The organism is Agrobacterium sp. LMR679, from assembly GCF_027157905.1.
Classification (GTDB): domain Bacteria; phylum Pseudomonadota; class Alphaproteobacteria; order Rhizobiales; family Rhizobiaceae; genus Agrobacterium; species Agrobacterium leguminum.
Genome location: NZ_JAPVOJ010000002.1, coordinates 1,561,847 through 1,579,011, shown reverse-complemented (window position 1 = coordinate 1,579,011; position 17,165 = coordinate 1,561,847). Strand labels below are relative to the sequence as shown.

Sequence of the window (17,165 nt, the reverse complement as noted above, 5' to 3'; positions counted from 1 at the left end):
CAGGGACAAGTCGGATGAAACTCGGCGACGGCGTGGAACAGGCCATTCACAGCGTGGGCATGCTGGCGGGACTTTCCGAAGGCGGCGTACTGTCGGCAGCGGCGCTGGCGGAATTTCACGGCGTTTCCACGAGCTATCTGCTGAAGCATCTCCAGTCGCTGTCCAATGCCGGGATTGTCGCCACCGTGCCGGGGCCGAAGGGCGGTTACCGTCTGGCTAGGGCGACCGACAGGATCACTCTGCTCGATATCGTGCTGGCTGTCGAAGGGCCGCAGCCCGCCTTCCGCTGCGCGGAAATTCGCCAGCGTGGGCCGAACCCCTTGCCGGGGCGTTATTTCACCAAGCCCTGCGGCATCAACGCCGCAATGCTGAAAGCGGAGAAGGCCTATCGGGCCGAACTCGCCAAAACCACCATCGCCGACATTCTGGGCGATCTCGCCGCCAATGACGATGGCGGGATTGCCGCGCGTGGCTGCGCCTTTCTGGAGCTGAACGAGCGCAAGACGATGACGCGCTGAGACCCGAAAACCGGCCCCAAAAAAGATCGACCTACACCGGAGAGCTTCGCCGCTTTCCGGACCGATGACGCATGACTTCAAACAGACCCAACCAACGGAGACACCGATGAAAACCCGTATCAACTATGCCAAAGCATCCCCGAAGCCTTCAAGGCCGTCATGGCTCTGGAAAATTACGTTCAGGGCAGCGGGCTCGAGCGCCGCTTCGTTCATCTCATCAAGCTGCGCGCCTCGATCATCAACGGCTGTGCCTTCTGTGTGGACATGCACGTGAAGGAAAGCCGCCATGACGGGCTTTCCGAACCATGGATCAACCTTATCAGCGTGTGGCGGGAATCCCCCGTTTATACCCAGCAGGAACGGGCGCTGCTCGGCTGGGTGGACGCGGTGACGAAGATTGCCGAAACCGGCGCCCCGGATGATGCCTTCGAGACGCTGAAGGCGCATTTTTCCGATGAGGATATCGTGAAGATCACGGTCGCCATCGGCGCCATCAACACCTGGAACCGCATCGCCGTCGGTTTCCGCTCGCAGCATCCGGTCGATGCGGCTGCGAAGGCGGCGTGACCTCTTAAACCCAAAATGGGCGGCCGCTACATGGCGATGTAGCGGTCGTTCCTGTGATTGATGGCAAGCGTGAGGTTCATGACCAGCGCGCCGAGGACGGAGCAGACGATGACGAAAGGTGTGGCCACGAAGAACGAGCAGGCCAGCACCATGCCATCAAAGGCGAGTTGCACGAGGCCTGCACGCCAGCCGAAACGATCCTGAAGATAAAGCGCGAGGATACCAAAACCGCCGAGACTGGTGCGATGACGGAACAGCGCCAGCATGCCGGCCGCGACGGTTAATCCGCCAAAGAGAGCCGCAGCAACCGGATTGATGCTCTGAAATGCGAAAAAGCCGGCCATATATTCCGACAGCAGCGCCGTTATGGCGATGGCGCAGAAGGTCTTGACCGTGAAGGCAAGGCCGAGGCGACGGAAGGCGAGATAATAAAACGGCAGATTGACGAGGAAAAACACCGCGCCGAAGCTGAAGCCGGTAGAATAATGCGCCAGAAAGGCAAGGCCGACGGTGCCACCGGTGAGCAGGCCCGCGGCAGAAAGCAGTGTCACACCGAGCGAGACGAGCATGCTGCCGGCCAGAACGCCCTGGGCATCCTCCAGCAGCGAATGACGATCGGGCGCGGAAGCCCAGATATTCAAGCGCCTGCGTGCAGTCGTATCGCCCATGCCTGTTCCCCTGATTTTCCGGCCTCTGTCGAGCTATTGCGCAAAAGCGCGATGGATTTCAAGCGTGCTTCGCTCAACGCACAACGATGTATCTGTCTGAGCGGTGATTGATGGCGAGAAACATGTTGAGCACGAAAGCGCCGACAATCGAATAGACGACGGTGGCCGGATCGATGACGAGGAAGGCGCAGAGCATCACGAAGGCATCGAAGGCCAGCTGGATGAGACCGGCGCGGACGCCGAAGCGATCCTGAATATAGATGGCGAGAATGCCGATACCGCCGAGGCTGGCACGATGCCGATAAAGCGCCAGCAAGCCGTAACCCAGCAACAGGCCGCCGAGCAGCGCCGCCCAGAGCGGATTAATGCTGTCGATCACCATCCAGCGCGCTTCCACTTCCGTCAGCACCGAAACGAGGCCGATGGCGATGAAGGTCTTGAAGGAAAAGGCAAGACCGAGGCGTCGGAAGGACAGGTAATAAAACGGCAGATTGACGAGGAAGAACAGGAGGCCGAAGCTGATGCCGAAAGCATAATGAAGCAGGAAGGCGACGCCGGCGGTGCCGCCGGTCAGAAGGCCGACCTTGTTCAGAAGATAAAAGCCGAGCGCCGAGACGATGGCACCGGTGACGATGCCCTGCACGTCTTCCACCGGCGCATGTTTGGCCGGATCGGAACTCCACATGCCGTAAACGCTTCTCGTTCTGCTCACGCTTTTTTCCTCAGCTTCAGGCATATTTTGCACTGCAAAAAACATCTGAGCAAGATGGATACGTAAGGAAGCCTGACCTATCGCGAAAATGGCAAGAAACGGAATGTTCAGGCTTTGGCGCGGGCAAGAAAAAGAATGCCGGAAAGGGGTTTTCCGGCATCCTTGCGAATGGTGGTTTTGCTAATTTCGATAAGGGAAAAGCCCGTCCGCTCAAGAAGCTCGGTCACATAGCTCTTCGAATGGGCGTAACGAAGGGATTCCCGCAGCACGAAACCGTCTTCCTCCCCCGCATCCTCCACCGAAAAGGCGAAAAAGCCTGAAGGCGCAAGCAGGGCGGAAACGAGCGGCATGAGGGTTTCGAGACTGCCGAGATACATCATCACATCGGCGGCGGCCACAAGGCCGGCGCGGTGCTGCGCAAGCGTGGGGGTGAAGAGCCCCGAGGCCTCCGGCTCCAGCGAAAGATCGGCCTGATCGAGATGATCGTAAAGCCCCTTTTCCTCCGCCTTGGCCAGCATGTTCTGGGAAATATCGAAACCTTCCAGCCGGTTTGCGAAAGCGCGGATTTCAACGCCAAGGAGACCGGTGCCGCAGCCAATATCGACAATGGTGTCGAAGACGCCGCCTTTCGCCGCCTTGCCGATCAGTTCCGCCAGCTTTTGCGGCACGCTGTAATCCAGCTTTTCCACGAGCGAGGTTTCGAAACGGTCAGCGTAGTCGTCGAAGAGCCCTTCCACATAGCGGCTCGGCGGTTGCTCCGGCGTTTCGGCGGCGCCGAGAACCGCGAGTTTCAGCTCGGCTGCAAACAGCCCTTCGGTGTCCAGCTCGGCGACTTTCCCGTAGGCCGCCACGGCTTTCTCCGTTTCGCCCGCTTTTTCGTGATATTCCCCGAAGCGAAACCAGCCCGCTGTCCACCGCGGCGCAAGCTCCAGCGCCTGTTCCATGAGTTCGGCGGCGGCGGGAAAGTCACCGCTCTCCGCCAGCATGCGGGCATAGTCCGCCCGGCGGTCGGCAATGACGTCACCGGAAGAAAACTGGTTTGGGGCCATTCAAGATTCCTGAGAAGATGTCGGCTGTCATTTATCAAGCCATAAAAAAACTCAAGTCCTATTTCATGGCGGCCTCGTGGAATTGGCGAATTTGACGCGATATAGTGCGGCGAAACTTGCATCGAAGCGTCGTGCTTCATATGTCAGGACAAAACAGGAGACGTGCTGATGGCCGGTGAGGTCAACAAAATGCTGGGTGACACGGTGGCCCGTACCGTGGTGAAGCTGCTGGTGGTTTCATTGCTCGTCGGCTTTCTGATGGCGATCTTCGGATTGACGCCATGGAACATCATCTACGGCGCGCGCGATTTCGTGGTCGACCTGTGGCGCAGCGGTTTCCATGCGCTGGGCGCAATCGGCGACTATCTGATCCTCGGGGCAACGATCGTCATTCCGGTTTTCATCATCCTGCGCCTCCTGAGCTACCGCCGCTGACATGACCCACTCCACGTTTCAAACGCTTTCACGGCGCGGCTTCGTGCTGCTTTCCGCCAGCTCCGTTCTTTCCGCCTGCGTTTCCATGCCCACCAACAAGGGCATGCCCTCCGGCACCCGCGACGAGACGGCGGCGGCCCTTCCCATGGTCAATGATCTGCGCCGCTCCAAGGGGCTTTCGCCGCTTGCCATCAATGGCGCGGCAAGCGGTGCTGCCGCCTATCAGGCCGGCCGCATGGTCAAGGCGCAGAAGATGGCGCATCTGATCGGCCTGACCGACAGTTTCCTGATCCGCATGAAAGACGGCAATGTGCCGCTTCCGGCAGCGGAAAACGTGGCCGCCGGGCAGGACAGCGTCGAGCGGGTGGTCAAGGCCTGGATCGGCTCACAACACCATCTCGAAAACATGCTCGGACCCTATAACGGCCTCGGCGTCGCGGTCGCCTATGACGCGGCCAGCCGCAACCGGCCCTATTGGGCGATGGTGCTCTGCGCCTGAGGTTAAGCGGCGGGAACCACCCTCTTCCCTCATTCCTGTGCTTGTCACAGGAATCCAGCCGACGCGCGTCTGCGCGGCGGGGAGAGTCCTTTCAGCCCAAGGACTTGGGCTGGCTGGATCCCTGTGACAAGCACAGGGATGAGGAAGGAGAGCCCCTGAGGACGGGTTGCACCGTCCAGGCCCGCTCTCAGCCGAGCTTGCGATCCGCCCAGCGGTCCACCGCGCTGTCGCGCAGGTCGCGAATGGACTGTACGCCCTCGCGGGCGACCAGCTTCGACAAGCCCTTGACGATGGCCGAGGGCAGGCCGGGGCCTTCATAGACCATGCAAGAATAGAGCTGCACGAGATCGGCCCCTGCCCTCACCTTTTCCAAAGCCGTCTCTGCGGATGATACACCGCCGACGCCGATGATCGGCAGGTTGCCGCCGACGCGGCGGCGCATCTTGGCGAGAACCGTGGTGGAGAGCTCGAAGAGCGGCTTGCCCGAGAGACCGCCGGTCTCGCCCTTGTGCGGGCCCGGCCTCAGGCCTTCGCGGGAAAGCGTGGTGTTCGAGACGATCAGGCCATCGAGATCATGGGCGAGCGCCTCCTCGGCAACGTCATCCAGCCCCTCTTCGGTCAGATCGGGCGCGATCTTGAGGAAGACCGGGATGCGTTTGCCGAAACGTTCGGCTTCCGCCTTGCGGCGCTCCAGCACAGCGGCGAGAAGTGCTGCAAGGCTTTCGCGCGCCTGAAGATCGCGCAGGCCGGGCGTGTTGGGCGAGGAAATATTGACGGTGAAATAGGATGCGACCGAATAAAACGCCTCGATGCCCTGTACATAATCGGCGATGCGGTCTTCGCTATCCTTGTTGGCGCCGATATTGACACCGACGATGCCGCGCAGCTTTGCCTGCTTCAGACGTTCCAGCGCAGCGGCATGGCCTTCATTGTTGAAGCCGAGGCGATTGATGACGCCTTCATCCTCAACCAGACGGAAGATACGGGGTTTGGGATTGCCGGATTGCGCTTTCGGCGTGACGGTGCCGATTTCGGTAAAGCCGAAACCGAGCCGCAGAAGCGGCCCCGGCACTTCCGCATTCTTGTCGTAACCCGCCGCCATGCCGAGCGGATTGGGGAAGACGAGCCCCGCCACCGTCTGCTGCAGACGCGGATCGTGCGGCACCATGCAGGTGGGCAGGAAGCCGCTTTTCAGCGCCGCAATGGACAGGCCATGCGCCTTTTCCGGATCGACCAGAAACAGGCCCTTGCGGCCGATCGAGGAAAATAATCCGCTCATCACAAAATCTCCGGGAACTGGTGCTGGCCGTCGTGACCGAGCGAAAGCGGCGTTTCCCAAAGCACGGCGGTCAAGGGAAGAGGCGCATAAAGATGCGGGAAAAGATCGCCGCCTCTGGAGGGTTCATAAACCAGCTTGTCGCCGAGGGCCGCGCCGTCGACCGCGATCAGAAGCAGATCGACCTGGCCGGAAAAATGCCGCGCGGCGGTCTCTGCCGCCTGTTTTGCCGTTGAAAAATGAATGAAGCCGTCGGTCAGGTCGATGGCCGCACCTTCGAAGACGCCCTTCGCCTTTGCCGCGCTCCATAACGTCTCCGGCACGATTTTATAGATGATCGCGGGCGTTTCCTGCATAGGGCTCTCCAAGGCTTTCCACTCAGCGGGATTTGCCGCAAAGCTCGAAGATTGTCCACAGTTTCCACGGCATTTTTATTGCGGAGAGCCTGAAAGACCGCCTGTCCACAAGCTTTTCCTTGTAATGCGGAACCGATTGGCGCAACCTTTCGCGGAGGAGCCGGACGTGTTTCGACCACCGGCAAATGGGAGTGAGCCAGTATCAGAAAAAGAACCGCATAACGCCCTTGGGAGGGGGCCAGAATGTCGGAACTTGTCATTATCATAGCAGACGACCACCCGCTTTTTCGCGGCGCCCTGAAACAGGCCGTATCCGGCCTCGACGGGCAACAGAGCATTATTGAAGCCGGGGATTTCGAGGCCGCCCGAAGTGCCGCCGCAGCGCGCAACGACGCCGATCTCATGCTTCTCGATCTCGCCATGCCGGGGGTCAGCGGATTTTCAGGCCTGATGGCGCTCCGGGCGGAATTCTCCAGCCTGCCGATCGTCATCGTTTCGGCAACGGACGATGCGACCACCGTGCGCCGCTCCATCGAACTCGGTGCTTCCGGTTTCATTTCCAAATCCTCGGGTATCGATGATATCAGGGACGGCATCCGTGCGGTTCTGGAAGGCGATGTCTGGATACCGGCAGGCCATCAGGGCGACAAGGAACAGGATCCTGACGTGGCCGATCTCATCGGCAGGCTCAGAACGCTGACGCCGCAGCAAAGCCGGGTTCTGGGCATGCTGGCCGAAGGGCTGCTGAACAAGCAGATCGCCTATGAGCTCAATGTTTCCGAAGCCACCATCAAGGCGCATGTCTCCGCGATCCTGCTGAAGCTCAAGGTCGACAGCCGCACCCAGGCGGTGATCCAGCTCGCCAAGATAAATACATCGGCCATGGTGGCATAGAAAAGGATTTTATTCCTTTCCTTGCTTTACTCCTGACCGGATATGGTCTAGATTCCGGTCAGTAAACGACAGGAGCTTTTCCGCTATCGGCTCCACTTGCGGGCTTTCTATCATGCTGTCACACGAGACGATCTGGAGCGCCATCGATACGCTTGCCGAACGCCACCAGCTAACGCCTTCGGCATTGGCGAAGCGCGCCGGCCTCGATCCCACCTCGTTCAATAAATCGAAACGTTTCGGGCCGGATGGCCGCAAACGCTGGCCTTCGACGGAATCCGTCTCCAAGGTGCTGGAGGCGACGGGGGCAAGCGTCGACCAGTTTTTCGGTTATGCTTTCGGCAGGGCGCAGACCATGCAGCCTTCCGGCGCCGGCAACGCCATTCCCCTGCTCGGTTTCGCACAGGCGGGCTCCGGCGGCTTTTTCGACGATGGCGGTTTTCCGGCGGGTCAGGGCTGGGATGTGGTGGAATTCCCCTCCTCTCCCGAGCGCAGGCAGGGCGTCTATGCGCTGGAGGTGCAGGGCGAGAGCATGATGCCGCTCTACCGTGACGGCGACATCCTCATCGTGGAGCCCGGCGCACAGGTGCGGCGCGGCGACCGCGTGGTGCTGAAAAGCCGCGACGGCGAAGTGATGGCCAAGGTGCTGGCGCGGCAAAGCCCCAAAAACATCGAGCTTCTTTCGCTCAACCCGGAACATCCGAACCGCAGCTTCGACATGGCCGATGTGGAATGGATCGCCCGCATCATCTGGGCCAGCCAATAACCCGCAACTGCGTTTTCCGCGGTATCGACCGGGCACGCGCGCTGAATATTCCTTTACAGACCGAGTGCCCTTGCGGCGGCATCGACCGTCATGATCTTCGCACCACCCGACACCGCCCTGCGGACGAGACCCTGAAATCTGCCTTCCGGACAACCGTAAAAACTCGGCGCCTGAGAAACATCATGGGTGAAGATGATGAGCCAGCCGCCTTTTTGCAGAACATCCTCCAGCCAGCCATCGGCGGCGTCGAGGTAATTTTGATCCGAACGCAACTCGACCGCGGCAAGATTATGCGGGTCGACACTGCCCCGGTTGATCCCCGGCATGATGCCGCGCGCCGTCCTGAACCGGCGTCGCAGCAGCGGCTGCATGACCGGTGAGGCCATGCCGAAGGGAACGGAGAAATTGCGCCCGTGGCGGCTTGCATCGAACGAGCCGAGCACGCGGTCATTGCGATCGAGATCCTCCTCGAGCCCCCGCCGGGAAAAGCTCAAGAGTTTGCGATGGGAAAAGGTGTGGCAGGCAAGCTCATGGCCGGCCGCCGCCAGTTCCGCGCAGCCTTTCGCGGAAATCATCTGCTGCTGTTCATCGTATTGGTCGATAAACACGCCGGCGATGTAAAACGTGCCGCAAACGCCCTCGTTTTCCAGAATGCGCGCACCCGCCGTCCAGGCGCTTGCCGGCACATCGTCGAATGTGAAGGACACGATCGGTTCGGACGTTTCGATCCGCACCGCCGGTCCCGGGAAATAGCGCACCAGCCGGTTATTGATCCGGTCTGTAAAAGTCCCGATTTTTTGCGTCATACAAAGCCCCCCGGCCTGTCTGCAAATTACTGTCCCTCTTCGAGAATGTCGTAAGCCTGATGCCTCAAACAATAGATTGCGATTAGAAGAGAAGACCAGATAGGCCCGGTTCCGGTAAAGAAATTACTCTCTAAACACGAAGAAAGTAGCGCATACACCCAGATTCTTGCAAAAAGTCGGGTCAGGCCGGGATCCGTGCCCTTATCCACCGCCGTGCGGAAATCGTTCGCGGGTATGATGACCAGCCAGATGACGGTGAGAATGAAGGCCGGCAGGCCGCCGTTCAGCAGGCTTTCAATGTAGCCATTATGGGCATGGAAGGCTGTGACCGCCCAGGTGCCGGCAATATCGGCCTGCGACAGAAGCCGGTCGCTCGCCCAGAATGCCTGAAACCCCTGACCGAAGATCGGCGATTGCGCGAAAGTGTCGAAGGATAGCCGCCATATATCCGTCCGCCCGGTGAAGGTCGAATCGATGCCCAGGCTTTCGACAAAATTCTGTATGCTCGGGAAATAGGTGGAGCCGACCGCGGATATGTTGATGAAGGCCAGAAGACCGCCGATCATCAGCAGAGTGCGGTTGGCGTGCCTTTCCATGATCCAGATCAGCGCCACCGTGACGGGCAGCAGCATGGCCGCGGTTTTTCCGTTGGTCTTCCACAGAAAGAACCCTGCCAGCAGCGTGATGGCGATGCCGCCCAGCGTCGACCAGGCGTTGCGCAGGTAAAGCCCGATCATGAAGAGAATGATCATGGCCGGAGCGGCGGCATTCTTGTGATTGAAGATACCGCGCCAGTCACCCGCCAGCGCTTTTTCATCGAGATCATAGGGCTGATGGATCGAGCGCGAGCTGAGGAAGATCACCCCCAGATAACACAGCACCAGGAGAATGATGGCGAAGATGGCCATCATCCGGTCGAACTGCCGCCGGTCGCGCGGCATGACGACAAGGACGCTGGTGATGAAGCACAGGAGCGCCGTGAAGATCAGACGTTGCAGCGACGTGCCGGGCTGGGTTCCAACCACCGAGCATATCGCCAGCCAGAAGAACAGCAGCAGAATGGGCAGCCGCGGCCGCAGCAGAAGCCCCGTCAGCCGGTGACGCAGCGCAAAAACGCCGAGGATCAATGCGATCACGAGGCCGGTCAGCTGGTTTGCGGCGGCGTGCGGCACGGGCGGTGCTGCAAGATTTTCGAAAGGCGCGACGGAAATCCAGATATAGAGCATGGTGGCGACGAAAAAAACGCGTCGCGCCGGCTGCCGGCAAGGGAAATGGCGCTGCCCTGCGCAGAGACGGGCTGCGTATCAGCCAAACGCGGCATGGTCGCCTGCATCGAAAATGGATAGTCGGATCATTGGCCTGCCTTGTGACGAACAACGAAACCCTTCTGAAACAGGGCCATGTCCAAATAACCATAAACAGTCATTATCATCATTATTATGCAATTGCTTTAACCCTCTCTTACCTCAAGAGGGATAAGACAGGATAAACTGCCATTCATACGGGTCGCGGACTTTCACTTTATTGGCCGGTTGCGGCTTTTTCAGTTCGCCAGATTTTAAAAAGCAGCGCAGTCATTTTTGAATTCGCCCGGCAATGCCGGAAAACATGGAGAATGAGGTGTCGTTCAATACGCCGCGGCTCGGCCATCTAGTCAGACTGGGATTGACCTACATGGCATCCGGCGGAGCGCTCCTCATGTCCAGCGCCGCCCAGCTTCTGACCTTCGCGCTGCTTGCCCGCCATCTCGGTGTCGAACAATTCGCGCTTTACGCCTCCATCACGGCCGTCACCAATCTCGGCGTCCAGATCTGCGGCATCGGTTCGCAGGAATCGCTGATCCGCCGTGTCGCGCAGGATCGCAGCATGTTTCCCGTCATGCTCGGCCACAGCTATCTTTTGAGCGCCGCGACAGGCGTGGTGCTGACCATCATCGGCATGGTGACGATCCCGGTATTTTTCCCGACCTCGGAAACCTTGCTGCACACGCTGATCACCACCTTCCTGATCCTGTTCACGAACCTCGTCCTCCTGAAAGTCATCTCGCTTTCCACGCAGAGCTTCATCGCCCATTCCGACTTCGCCTCCGCCAACAAGCTGGAAGTGATGTTTGCCGTCGCCCGCACCATTGCCGCGGTCGTCGCCTGCCTCATCTTCAAGGTTGAAACGGTGGAGGCCTGGGCGTTGTGGAACCTTGCGGCCCACACCATTGCGGCCATGATCTCGGTCAAGGCTATAGCGAGACTCGGCAGCCCGGTGTTCCGCATCGTGCGTGAGGAAATCCGCATCGGCGTCCTGTTTTCCACCCAGTTCCTGTTCAAGGCCGTGCGCGGCAATGCCGATATTCTCGTTCTCGGCGCCATTGCCAGCGCCGAGGTGCTGGGCAGCTATTCCATCGCACGGCGCATTCTCGACAGTTCCTATCTCTCCGTCGAGGCCCTCAACCGGCTGATCTATCCGGGTTCGGCTTCCGCGGCCCTGCAGGGCATCAGCAAGACCATAGAGCGCGCCTATAACGTGCTGAAGGCCGCACTTTTCATCGCGACCGGCAGTGCGCTCGTCATTTTCATCATCGCGCCCTTCCTGCCGCTTTTGTTCGGCGATGAATATGTTTCGCTGCCCATCATCACCCGCGTGCTTTGCTGGGCGGTTCTTCCCATGGCCGTTGCCGCCACCGCGCTCGAGGCGCTCGGCGCATCCGGACGGCAGGATATTCGCGCGAAGATCTGGAACAGCGGCAATCTCATCGGCTCCGTCGTCGTCGCCTTCTTCACCTGGTCATTCAGCATTTCGGGAACGATCGGCAGCTATTTCATGGTGGAAACCGCCATCGCCGCCGCCGTATGGATCGCACTGCTGCGCCTGCGCCGCAATGAAGAGGTTTTCGCGCCAGCCAAATAGGAGCTGGCGTAAGAACCGATCCGGTGGCCGGCTCTCCCTAATAGAGCCCATAAGGGAAATAACGCCGGTAGATTTCTTCCAGCCGGCCGTTACGGGAAAGGGCCGCCAGCGCCTGATCGAAAGCCGGGACAAGCACGTTATCGGGATCGACGGTCATGATGGAAAGGCCTTCACCGAGAAATCTGTCGGACATATAGGGACCGCCGAAGAGCGCGCAGCAGCCCTCGGAAGCGCTTCCTGAAACCCAGAAAGGCAGGCGCAGACCGTCAGCGAAGATGGCGTCCACCTTGCCTTTCTTCAGCGCGTCATACATCGGCTCGTAGCCATCGAAACCCTCGGCCGCAGCCTTTGGGAAGAATGCCTTCAGCATCTGTTCGTGCCGCGAGCCGGCAACCACACCCACCTTCTTTCCCGAAAGCGCATCGGCGCCGGAGCCGGTGAATTTCGCCGCCTTGTTCACCGCAAGACGGGCGGGCATCAAGAGATATGGCCGCGAGAAGGTAAAACTCTTGCGCAGGTCGGCAGTGGTGGCGAGGCCGGAAATCACCGCTTCCCCCTCACCCATTTCCAAAGCCGCCTCCAGCTCGTCAAACGGCAGCGCCTGTACCTGGCATTTGCTTTCGACCTTCAACTGAGCGCAGATTTCACGCACCAGATCGACATGGAAACCCGCAAGCCGGCCCTCCTGATCGGTAAAATTGAAGGGCGGGAAATCGACCGACATCAGAAATCTGATGCGGGGAACGGAAGAAAGATCGCCGCCCGGAAATCGCTCCTGCGCATCGAACAGCACCGGCATCCGGTTCCCGTCCGACAGGCCCTCCGCACGTACATCGCTAAAAAAACCAGTAAATTGTAAAGCGAAAGCTAAAGTAAATCCGAGACTTATATTCCGCGTTACATTCGTCATTCTCATCTATACTATCCGTGACAGGAAGTGGGGCGTTACCATGACGGCGGCGGCGATGCATGGATTATTTTAGGCAATATACACGAGATTCGTTTCGCACGACGCCGACGACACGAAAAATTGCATTTTCCCACGCCAGTGAAAATCCGCTTTCAACCGTTTCCGAACAGGACCAGGCCGGACAGGCCCGCTTTCTCTCTTCGCTGGGATTGGGCAGGCCCTATATCGAGGCATTCGAACAACGGGCTCTGGAAAATGGCTCGACTTTGGAGGACGAATTGCTGGCAAGCGGTCTCGTCACGACGGATGCCTATTTCGGCGCTTTCGCCACATTCCTCCAGTTGCCGTTTCTCCCGGAAATCGGGCCGGACCGGGTGATGGACTTGAATAAGCTGGACACTCAGCTCTCCGAGCCGAGGTTCCTGCGGCTGACACCGCTGAACGGCACGCCAACGCTGCTGATCGTGCCGGAACTGGCGCGGATGACGTCGCTGAAAAACATGCTGGATCAACGTCCACGTCTTCTCGACGAATTTGCCGTGACAACCCCGCAGGCCATGCGCAGCGCAATCTGGAAAGCGGGTGAGGCCCGCCGCTCGGCTGAAACCCGCCAGCGGCTTTTCAATACGGCGCCGCACCATTCCGCCAGGATCACGCTTCACGGCCAGCAGGGTTTTTGCAGCGGCGTTCTCCTTACCCTGCTCATTCTGTCGCTGCTGTTTTACACGGAAGCGGCATTTACGTATCTGCATGTCACCCTGACGATGCTTTACCTCTTGACCCTGCTTTTCAGGCTGTTCGCGCTCCTCCATGCACCCCGGGAAAACGACACCGTCTTGCCTCTTCGGCAGGAAAACGAATTGCCTGTCTATACCGTTCTGGTGGCGCTTTACCGGGAAGAGGCCGTCGTCGGGCAGCTCATCGGTGCATTGGAGCGTCTGGACTGGCCCAAATCCCGACTGGACATCAAGCTTGTCTGCGAGGCCGACGATAGCGCGACCATCGAGGCGATCCGGCGGGTAAATCCCGGCCCGCATATGGAGGTCGTCAGGGTGCCGCCCTCCCTGCCACGCACCAAACCCAAGGCTCTGACCTACGCGCTTTCCGGCGCGCGCGGTGCATTCGTTGTCGTCTATGATGCCGAGGACCGGCCCCACCCGCAGCAATTGCGCGAAGCCCATGCTGCCTTTCGCAACGAGCCGGACGAGGTGGCCTGCCTGCAGGCGCCGCTTATCATCAGCAACGCCTCTTCCTCCTGGCTCAGCGCCTGTTTCGCATTGGAATATTCCGGCCTCTTCCGCTGCATGTTACCTGCCCTTGCCACACACGGCTTGCCGCTGCCGCTTGGCGGCACCTCCAATCATTTCCGGACCGCCGTGCTGCGGAAGGCCGGCGCCTGGGACCCCTATAATGTAACGGAAGATGCCGATCTCGGCCTCCGGCTGCATCGGCTGGGTTATCGTTGCGGCGTCATCCGGCGACAGACGCTGGAGGATGCGCCGACCTCACTAACCGTGTGGCTGAACCAGCGAACACGCTGGTACAAGGGTTGGCTGCAAAGCTGGCTGGTGATGACCCGTGCGCCCTTTGCGACAGCGCGCGACATGGGATGGTTTGCCTATGTGGTTTTTCAGCTGCTGATCGGCGGCATGCTTCTTTCGTCGCTGGCGCATCCCCTGCTCTTCGTTTCGCTCGCATTCATGACCATTGCCATCCGGGAAAATGGCGTCGACCTGCTGCTCACCTGGCAGGGTCTTCTGTTTTTTATCGATGTGCTGAATATCGTCGGAAGCTACACGATCTTCGTGCTGATGGGCCGCAGCAGAATGATTGCCTATGAAAGAACGCATGTCGGAAGGCGATGGCTGGCAATGCCCGCATATTGGCTGATGCTGTCCATCGCGGCCTGGCGGGCCGTGGTGGAACTCAAAACCAAACCCTTCGCATGGAACAAGACTCCACATGCACCGGTTGTCAAAAATACCTCATGATCCGGCATCTTCGGCAGAGCCAGAACAGTCCTGATACTTCTTTCGACCAGCTGCGGCAGCGACTCACGGCTTCAGTTAGCGGCTTCCGGCAAAGCCGCTTCAGGCCTTACGTTACCGCCGTCATCGATAACAGAAACAGCGCCTTGCCGAACGAAGCTCCTCCGGCAAGGTCCGTCATTTCATCCTGAAGGCGACCGAACCGCTCTACTTGGTAACGAGCTTGTTCTTGATCAGGCCGACGATGATCTGCACGATCAGACCGCCGACACCGCCGCCAACGAGCTGGCCGGCGAGAGCGCCGATATCCACGCCGCCGGCTGCCGCATCTCCCGCCGCGCCGAGCAGCGAACCGAGCACGGTTCCGCCGCCGAGACCGCCGATGGCGCCGGCAATCAGATTGCCGAGCGAACCAAGATCGGAGTCCTTCACTATCTTTCCGCCTGCCGTGCCGCCTACCGCACCGCCGACGATCTGGGCCAATATCGAAGCAAGATCCATCTCATCCTCCTCAGTTGTTTCCCCGACCATTCGAGGAAACAAAGCCTCTTATTCATGTCTGCGCAGGTTGAACCGAACCGGCATGGCCGGCCTTCTCTTCCTCGCCGAAGATTTTCCAGATCACGGCCCCGATGGCGCCGCCGAGGATCGGAGCGAGCCAGAACAGCCAGAGCTGCTGCAGCGCCCATCCGCCAACGAACAATGCCTGTCCCGTGGAGCGGGCCGGATTGACGGAGGTGTTGGTGACCGGAATGGAAATCAGATGAATAAGGGTGAGGGCAAGGCCGATGGCGATCGGCGCGAAGCCGGCAGGAACCCTGCCATGCGTTGAGCCCAGAATGACGATCAGGAAAAACGCCGTCAGGATGACTTCGATCAGCAGCGCCGATACGAGAGAATATCCGCCCGGCGAATGTTCACCATAACCATTGGCGGCAAAACCGCCAATGTCAGCCCCCGCCTTGCCGGTGAGGATGACATAAAGCGCAGCAGCCGCGACGATCGCCCCCAGAACCTGCGCCACTATGTAAGGCACGAGGCTCGCCGCCGGGAATTTACCGGCAACGGTGAGGCCGACTGAAACGGCCGGATTGAAATGACCGCCCGAAATGCCGCCAACCGCATAGGCCATGGTCAAAACCGTCAGACCAAAAGCGAAAGCGACACCAAGGAAGCCAATGCCGAGTTCAGGAAAGCCGGCGGCAAAAACCGCACTGCCGCACCCTCCGAACACGAGCCAAAAGGTTCCCAGAAATTCCGAAAGAAGTTTGCGACTCATAACACTTCCCCTATGTTACGACTGTATCAACTATTACGTGCAATTTAATCGTAGTCAAGCTAAATTGTGTACTACTCTCACACGGTAACCGCCCGAAGACCCGACGCAGGCATGAACTGATCTGCACGCGACTCGATCGCCTCGACCGTCACATCTCAGCATTGCATAGCGCGCACGTTGCCGTCCTTGACCCACGATCCACCAAGGCGAAATGGATAAGCTACTATTCTACTGGTCGTTGGCATGGTGGCGCAGACGAAATGGCGATTCATCAAAGTGCGGCAGCGCAACGGTATCGGACGCGCGATTTGACAGGCCTCCCTTTGGCCGTGAACAGCCCAGCAGGGATAAGCGCATTTTCCTCGGACTGCTGCACGCCGTTTAGAGGGCACGCAAGTAAATCGCCGCAGGCAAACATGCTGACTTACGCCATTGGGCTGAACGCAGCGTGTTCGATTGGAGGCCCAATCCGATTACCCGGTGCAAACCCACGCCTAATTGGCCGCGCATTTTATGAAGTAAGATCACTTAGTCACATCGCAGAGCTCCCTACTTCGGCGAGCCTAACCACTCCTCGTCATCAATAAATGTTTCATAGACGTCACCAGAGTCGCTCAAGCCAAGCCGCGTGAGATAATTTGATAGATCTACAAAAGTGGCGTATTCAATAGAATCATCACAAAACCATGTCGCTTCGCATTCATAGCACAAATATACTGTTCTATGGGCCGCTCCTATGTGGACCTTCTTCACCCAGTCTTGGTGGCAGCGTGGGCATTCTATCTTCATAATCAGTTACCTTCTGTTGTTCACTGGGGGTAGGCTGAGATTATTTTGTTAGTCGCCACATTGTTTTCCACGGCCACGATAATCCGCAAATTTCTCTCACCGTTCGTACCGATATCCCGCCCCATTGGAACAACAAAAGCTCCCGGATCGCCCGGTACCGAGACACCTCTTTTGGCCCACGCCTCATCGACCAAGGCCAGCACGTTATCGCCCCGGGCGTTAAATACCGTATGGGTGGGTTTTGTAATATCCGGCTGCGTATGTGCCAAGACGTGATCAATCCGATTAACAAAAGTTTTGTCGTATCCATAGATGAGTCCCGCCGGTGAAACATGAACAATATCACCGTGCGAAGTCACGTAGGAGGCGAAACCTTTCGGCGTGTTAATTGTCGCTCCAGCTCCACTGACTCGCTTCCAGTCGCCCGGAATTTCGTTGACTGAACCACCGACGGTGGATCCACCTGCACCCGATCCGAATAACTTCAAGCGGGTTGCGAGCGTGACCACTTGCACCATCGCCGCCGGGTCACCGCCGCTGGCTTTCTGAATTATCTCCGGTAATCCAAGGATCATGAGAGGATCGGTTACTAAGAGATTGATCGTCCCAGCAAGTTGTTCCGCTTGTTCATTGCTTAGACCACTCGTGCCATTCGGTGCCAAAATCTTTAGAATTTGGCTCAGTCCGCCCGAAGCATTGAGACGATCGAAATTCGCTTGTTGCTCACTTGATGAGGACCAATAAGACACGACACC

At 58.8% G+C, this 17,165-nt stretch carries 17 protein-coding genes and 2 pseudogenes; 8 read left to right on the top strand and 11 right to left on the bottom strand.

Annotated features, from left to right (window positions below; genetic code table 11):
* The first annotated feature begins 14 nt into the window (after window positions 1-14).
* Together O3W47_RS18330 and O3W47_RS18325 are read left to right on the top strand one after the other, a co-directional pair.
* Window positions 15-518 (top strand): RrF2 family transcriptional regulator, encoded by a 504-nt coding sequence (locus O3W47_RS18330; protein WP_269314332.1) that lies wholly within the window; start codon window positions 15-17, stop codon window positions 516-518.
* 106 nt (window positions 519-624) lie between these two features.
* Window positions 625-1,085 (top strand): annotated as a pseudogene (locus tag O3W47_RS18325) (carboxymuconolactone decarboxylase family protein).
* 26 nt (window positions 1,086-1,111) lie between these two features.
* On the opposite strand, the gene O3W47_RS18320 reads toward O3W47_RS18325, so the two are convergent.
* The 3 genes from O3W47_RS18320 to O3W47_RS18310 all read right to left on the bottom strand — a co-directional run bounded on the left by O3W47_RS18320 (window position 1,112) and on the right by O3W47_RS18310 (window position 3,514).
* Window positions 1,112-1,753: a YitT family protein gene (locus tag O3W47_RS18320; RefSeq protein ID WP_269314331.1), complete on the bottom strand. Its 642-nt coding sequence runs from the start codon at window positions 1,751-1,753 to the stop codon at window positions 1,112-1,114.
* Between the two features lie 73 nt (window positions 1,754-1,826).
* Window positions 1,827-2,438 carry a YitT family protein gene (locus O3W47_RS18315; protein WP_065654497.1) on the bottom strand — a complete coding sequence of 204 codons (612 nt, stop codon included), beginning with the start codon at window positions 2,436-2,438 and terminating at the stop codon, window positions 1,827-1,829.
* A 134-nt stretch (window positions 2,439-2,572) separates the two neighbouring features.
* Window positions 2,573-3,514 (bottom strand): class I SAM-dependent DNA methyltransferase, encoded by a 942-nt coding sequence (locus O3W47_RS18310; RefSeq protein ID WP_269314330.1) that lies wholly within the window; start codon window positions 3,512-3,514, stop codon window positions 2,573-2,575.
* 168 nt (window positions 3,515-3,682) lie between these two features.
* On the opposite strand from O3W47_RS18310, the gene O3W47_RS18305 reads away from it, so the two are divergent.
* Both O3W47_RS18305 and O3W47_RS18300 read left to right on the top strand, forming a co-directional pair.
* Window positions 3,683-3,949: a DUF6460 domain-containing protein gene (locus O3W47_RS18305; RefSeq protein ID WP_003493739.1), complete on the top strand. Its 267-nt coding sequence runs from the start codon at window positions 3,683-3,685 to the stop codon at window positions 3,947-3,949.
* A 1-nt stretch (window position 3,950) separates the two neighbouring features.
* A complete protein-coding gene (locus tag O3W47_RS18300; RefSeq protein WP_269314329.1) occupies window positions 3,951-4,448 on the top strand; it encodes a CAP domain-containing protein in 498 nt (165 codons plus the stop codon).
* A 187-nt stretch (window positions 4,449-4,635) separates the two neighbouring features.
* Here the strand turns inward: O3W47_RS18300 and O3W47_RS18295 are convergent, their stop codons facing one another.
* Both O3W47_RS18295 and O3W47_RS18290 read right to left on the bottom strand, forming a co-directional pair.
* A complete protein-coding gene (locus tag O3W47_RS18295; RefSeq protein ID WP_269314328.1) occupies window positions 4,636-5,727 on the bottom strand; it encodes a quinone-dependent dihydroorotate dehydrogenase in 1,092 nt (363 codons plus the stop codon).
* Window positions 5,727-6,080, bottom strand: coding sequence for a DUF952 domain-containing protein (locus O3W47_RS18290; RefSeq protein ID WP_059759483.1), 354 nt, complete (start codon window positions 6,078-6,080; stop codon window positions 5,727-5,729). The genes O3W47_RS18295 and O3W47_RS18290 overlap by 1 nt, the downstream gene beginning before the upstream one ends.
* Window positions 6,081-6,323: 243 nt before the next feature.
* Between O3W47_RS18290 and O3W47_RS18285 the strand changes: the two genes are divergently transcribed.
* Window positions 6,324-6,974 carry a response regulator gene (locus O3W47_RS18285; protein WP_035265127.1) on the top strand — a complete coding sequence of 217 codons (651 nt, stop codon included), beginning with the start codon at window positions 6,324-6,326 and terminating at the stop codon, window positions 6,972-6,974.
* 112 nt (window positions 6,975-7,086) lie between these two features.
* Window positions 7,087-7,737, top strand: coding sequence for a S24 family peptidase (locus O3W47_RS18280; protein ID WP_080817957.1), 651 nt, complete (start codon window positions 7,087-7,089; stop codon window positions 7,735-7,737).
* Between the two features lie 53 nt (window positions 7,738-7,790).
* Here O3W47_RS18280 and O3W47_RS18275 read toward each other — a convergent pair whose 3' ends face one another.
* Window positions 7,791-8,543: a polysaccharide deacetylase family protein gene (locus tag O3W47_RS18275; RefSeq protein WP_137452396.1), complete on the bottom strand. Its 753-nt coding sequence runs from the start codon at window positions 8,541-8,543 to the stop codon at window positions 7,791-7,793.
* 26 nt (window positions 8,544-8,569) lie between these two features.
* Window positions 8,570-9,864: pseudogene (gene uppY, locus O3W47_RS18270) on the bottom strand (Wzy-type polysaccharide biosynthesis protein UppY).
* Window positions 9,865-10,151: 287 nt separating this feature from the next.
* On the opposite strand from uppY, the gene uppX reads away from it, so the two are divergent.
* Window positions 10,152-11,444 (top strand): Wzx-type polysaccharide biosynthesis protein UppX, encoded by a 1,293-nt coding sequence (gene uppX / locus O3W47_RS18265; RefSeq protein ID WP_035265123.1) that lies wholly within the window; start codon window positions 10,152-10,154, stop codon window positions 11,442-11,444.
* Window positions 11,445-11,481: 37 nt separating this feature from the next.
* Here uppX and O3W47_RS18260 read toward each other — a convergent pair whose 3' ends face one another.
* Window positions 11,482-12,243, bottom strand: coding sequence for a transporter substrate-binding domain-containing protein (locus tag O3W47_RS18260; protein WP_035265120.1), 762 nt, complete (start codon window positions 12,241-12,243; stop codon window positions 11,482-11,484).
* A gap of 170 nt (window positions 12,244-12,413) precedes the next feature.
* On the opposite strand from O3W47_RS18260, the gene O3W47_RS18255 reads away from it, so the two are divergent.
* Window positions 12,414-14,345: a glycosyltransferase family 2 protein gene (locus O3W47_RS18255; protein WP_269314327.1), complete on the top strand. Its 1,932-nt coding sequence runs from the start codon at window positions 12,414-12,416 to the stop codon at window positions 14,343-14,345.
* A gap of 204 nt (window positions 14,346-14,549) precedes the next feature.
* On the opposite strand, the gene O3W47_RS18250 is transcribed toward O3W47_RS18255, so the two are convergent.
* From O3W47_RS18250 to O3W47_RS18240, 3 genes are all read right to left on the bottom strand, one after another.
* The gene (locus O3W47_RS18250; protein WP_003519942.1) at window positions 14,550-14,843 is read right to left on the bottom strand and encodes a hypothetical protein; all 294 of its coding nucleotides are present in this window, start codon (window positions 14,841-14,843) and stop codon (window positions 14,550-14,552) included.
* A gap of 52 nt (window positions 14,844-14,895) precedes the next feature.
* Window positions 14,896-15,621, bottom strand: coding sequence for an aquaporin Z (gene aqpZ, locus O3W47_RS18245; RefSeq protein WP_137452398.1), 726 nt, complete (start codon window positions 15,619-15,621; stop codon window positions 14,896-14,898).
* Between the two features lie 809 nt (window positions 15,622-16,430).
* Window positions 16,431-17,159: a hypothetical protein gene (locus tag O3W47_RS18240; protein ID WP_269314326.1), complete on the bottom strand. Its 729-nt coding sequence runs from the start codon at window positions 17,157-17,159 to the stop codon at window positions 16,431-16,433.
* Window positions 17,160-17,165 lie beyond the last annotated feature (6 nt).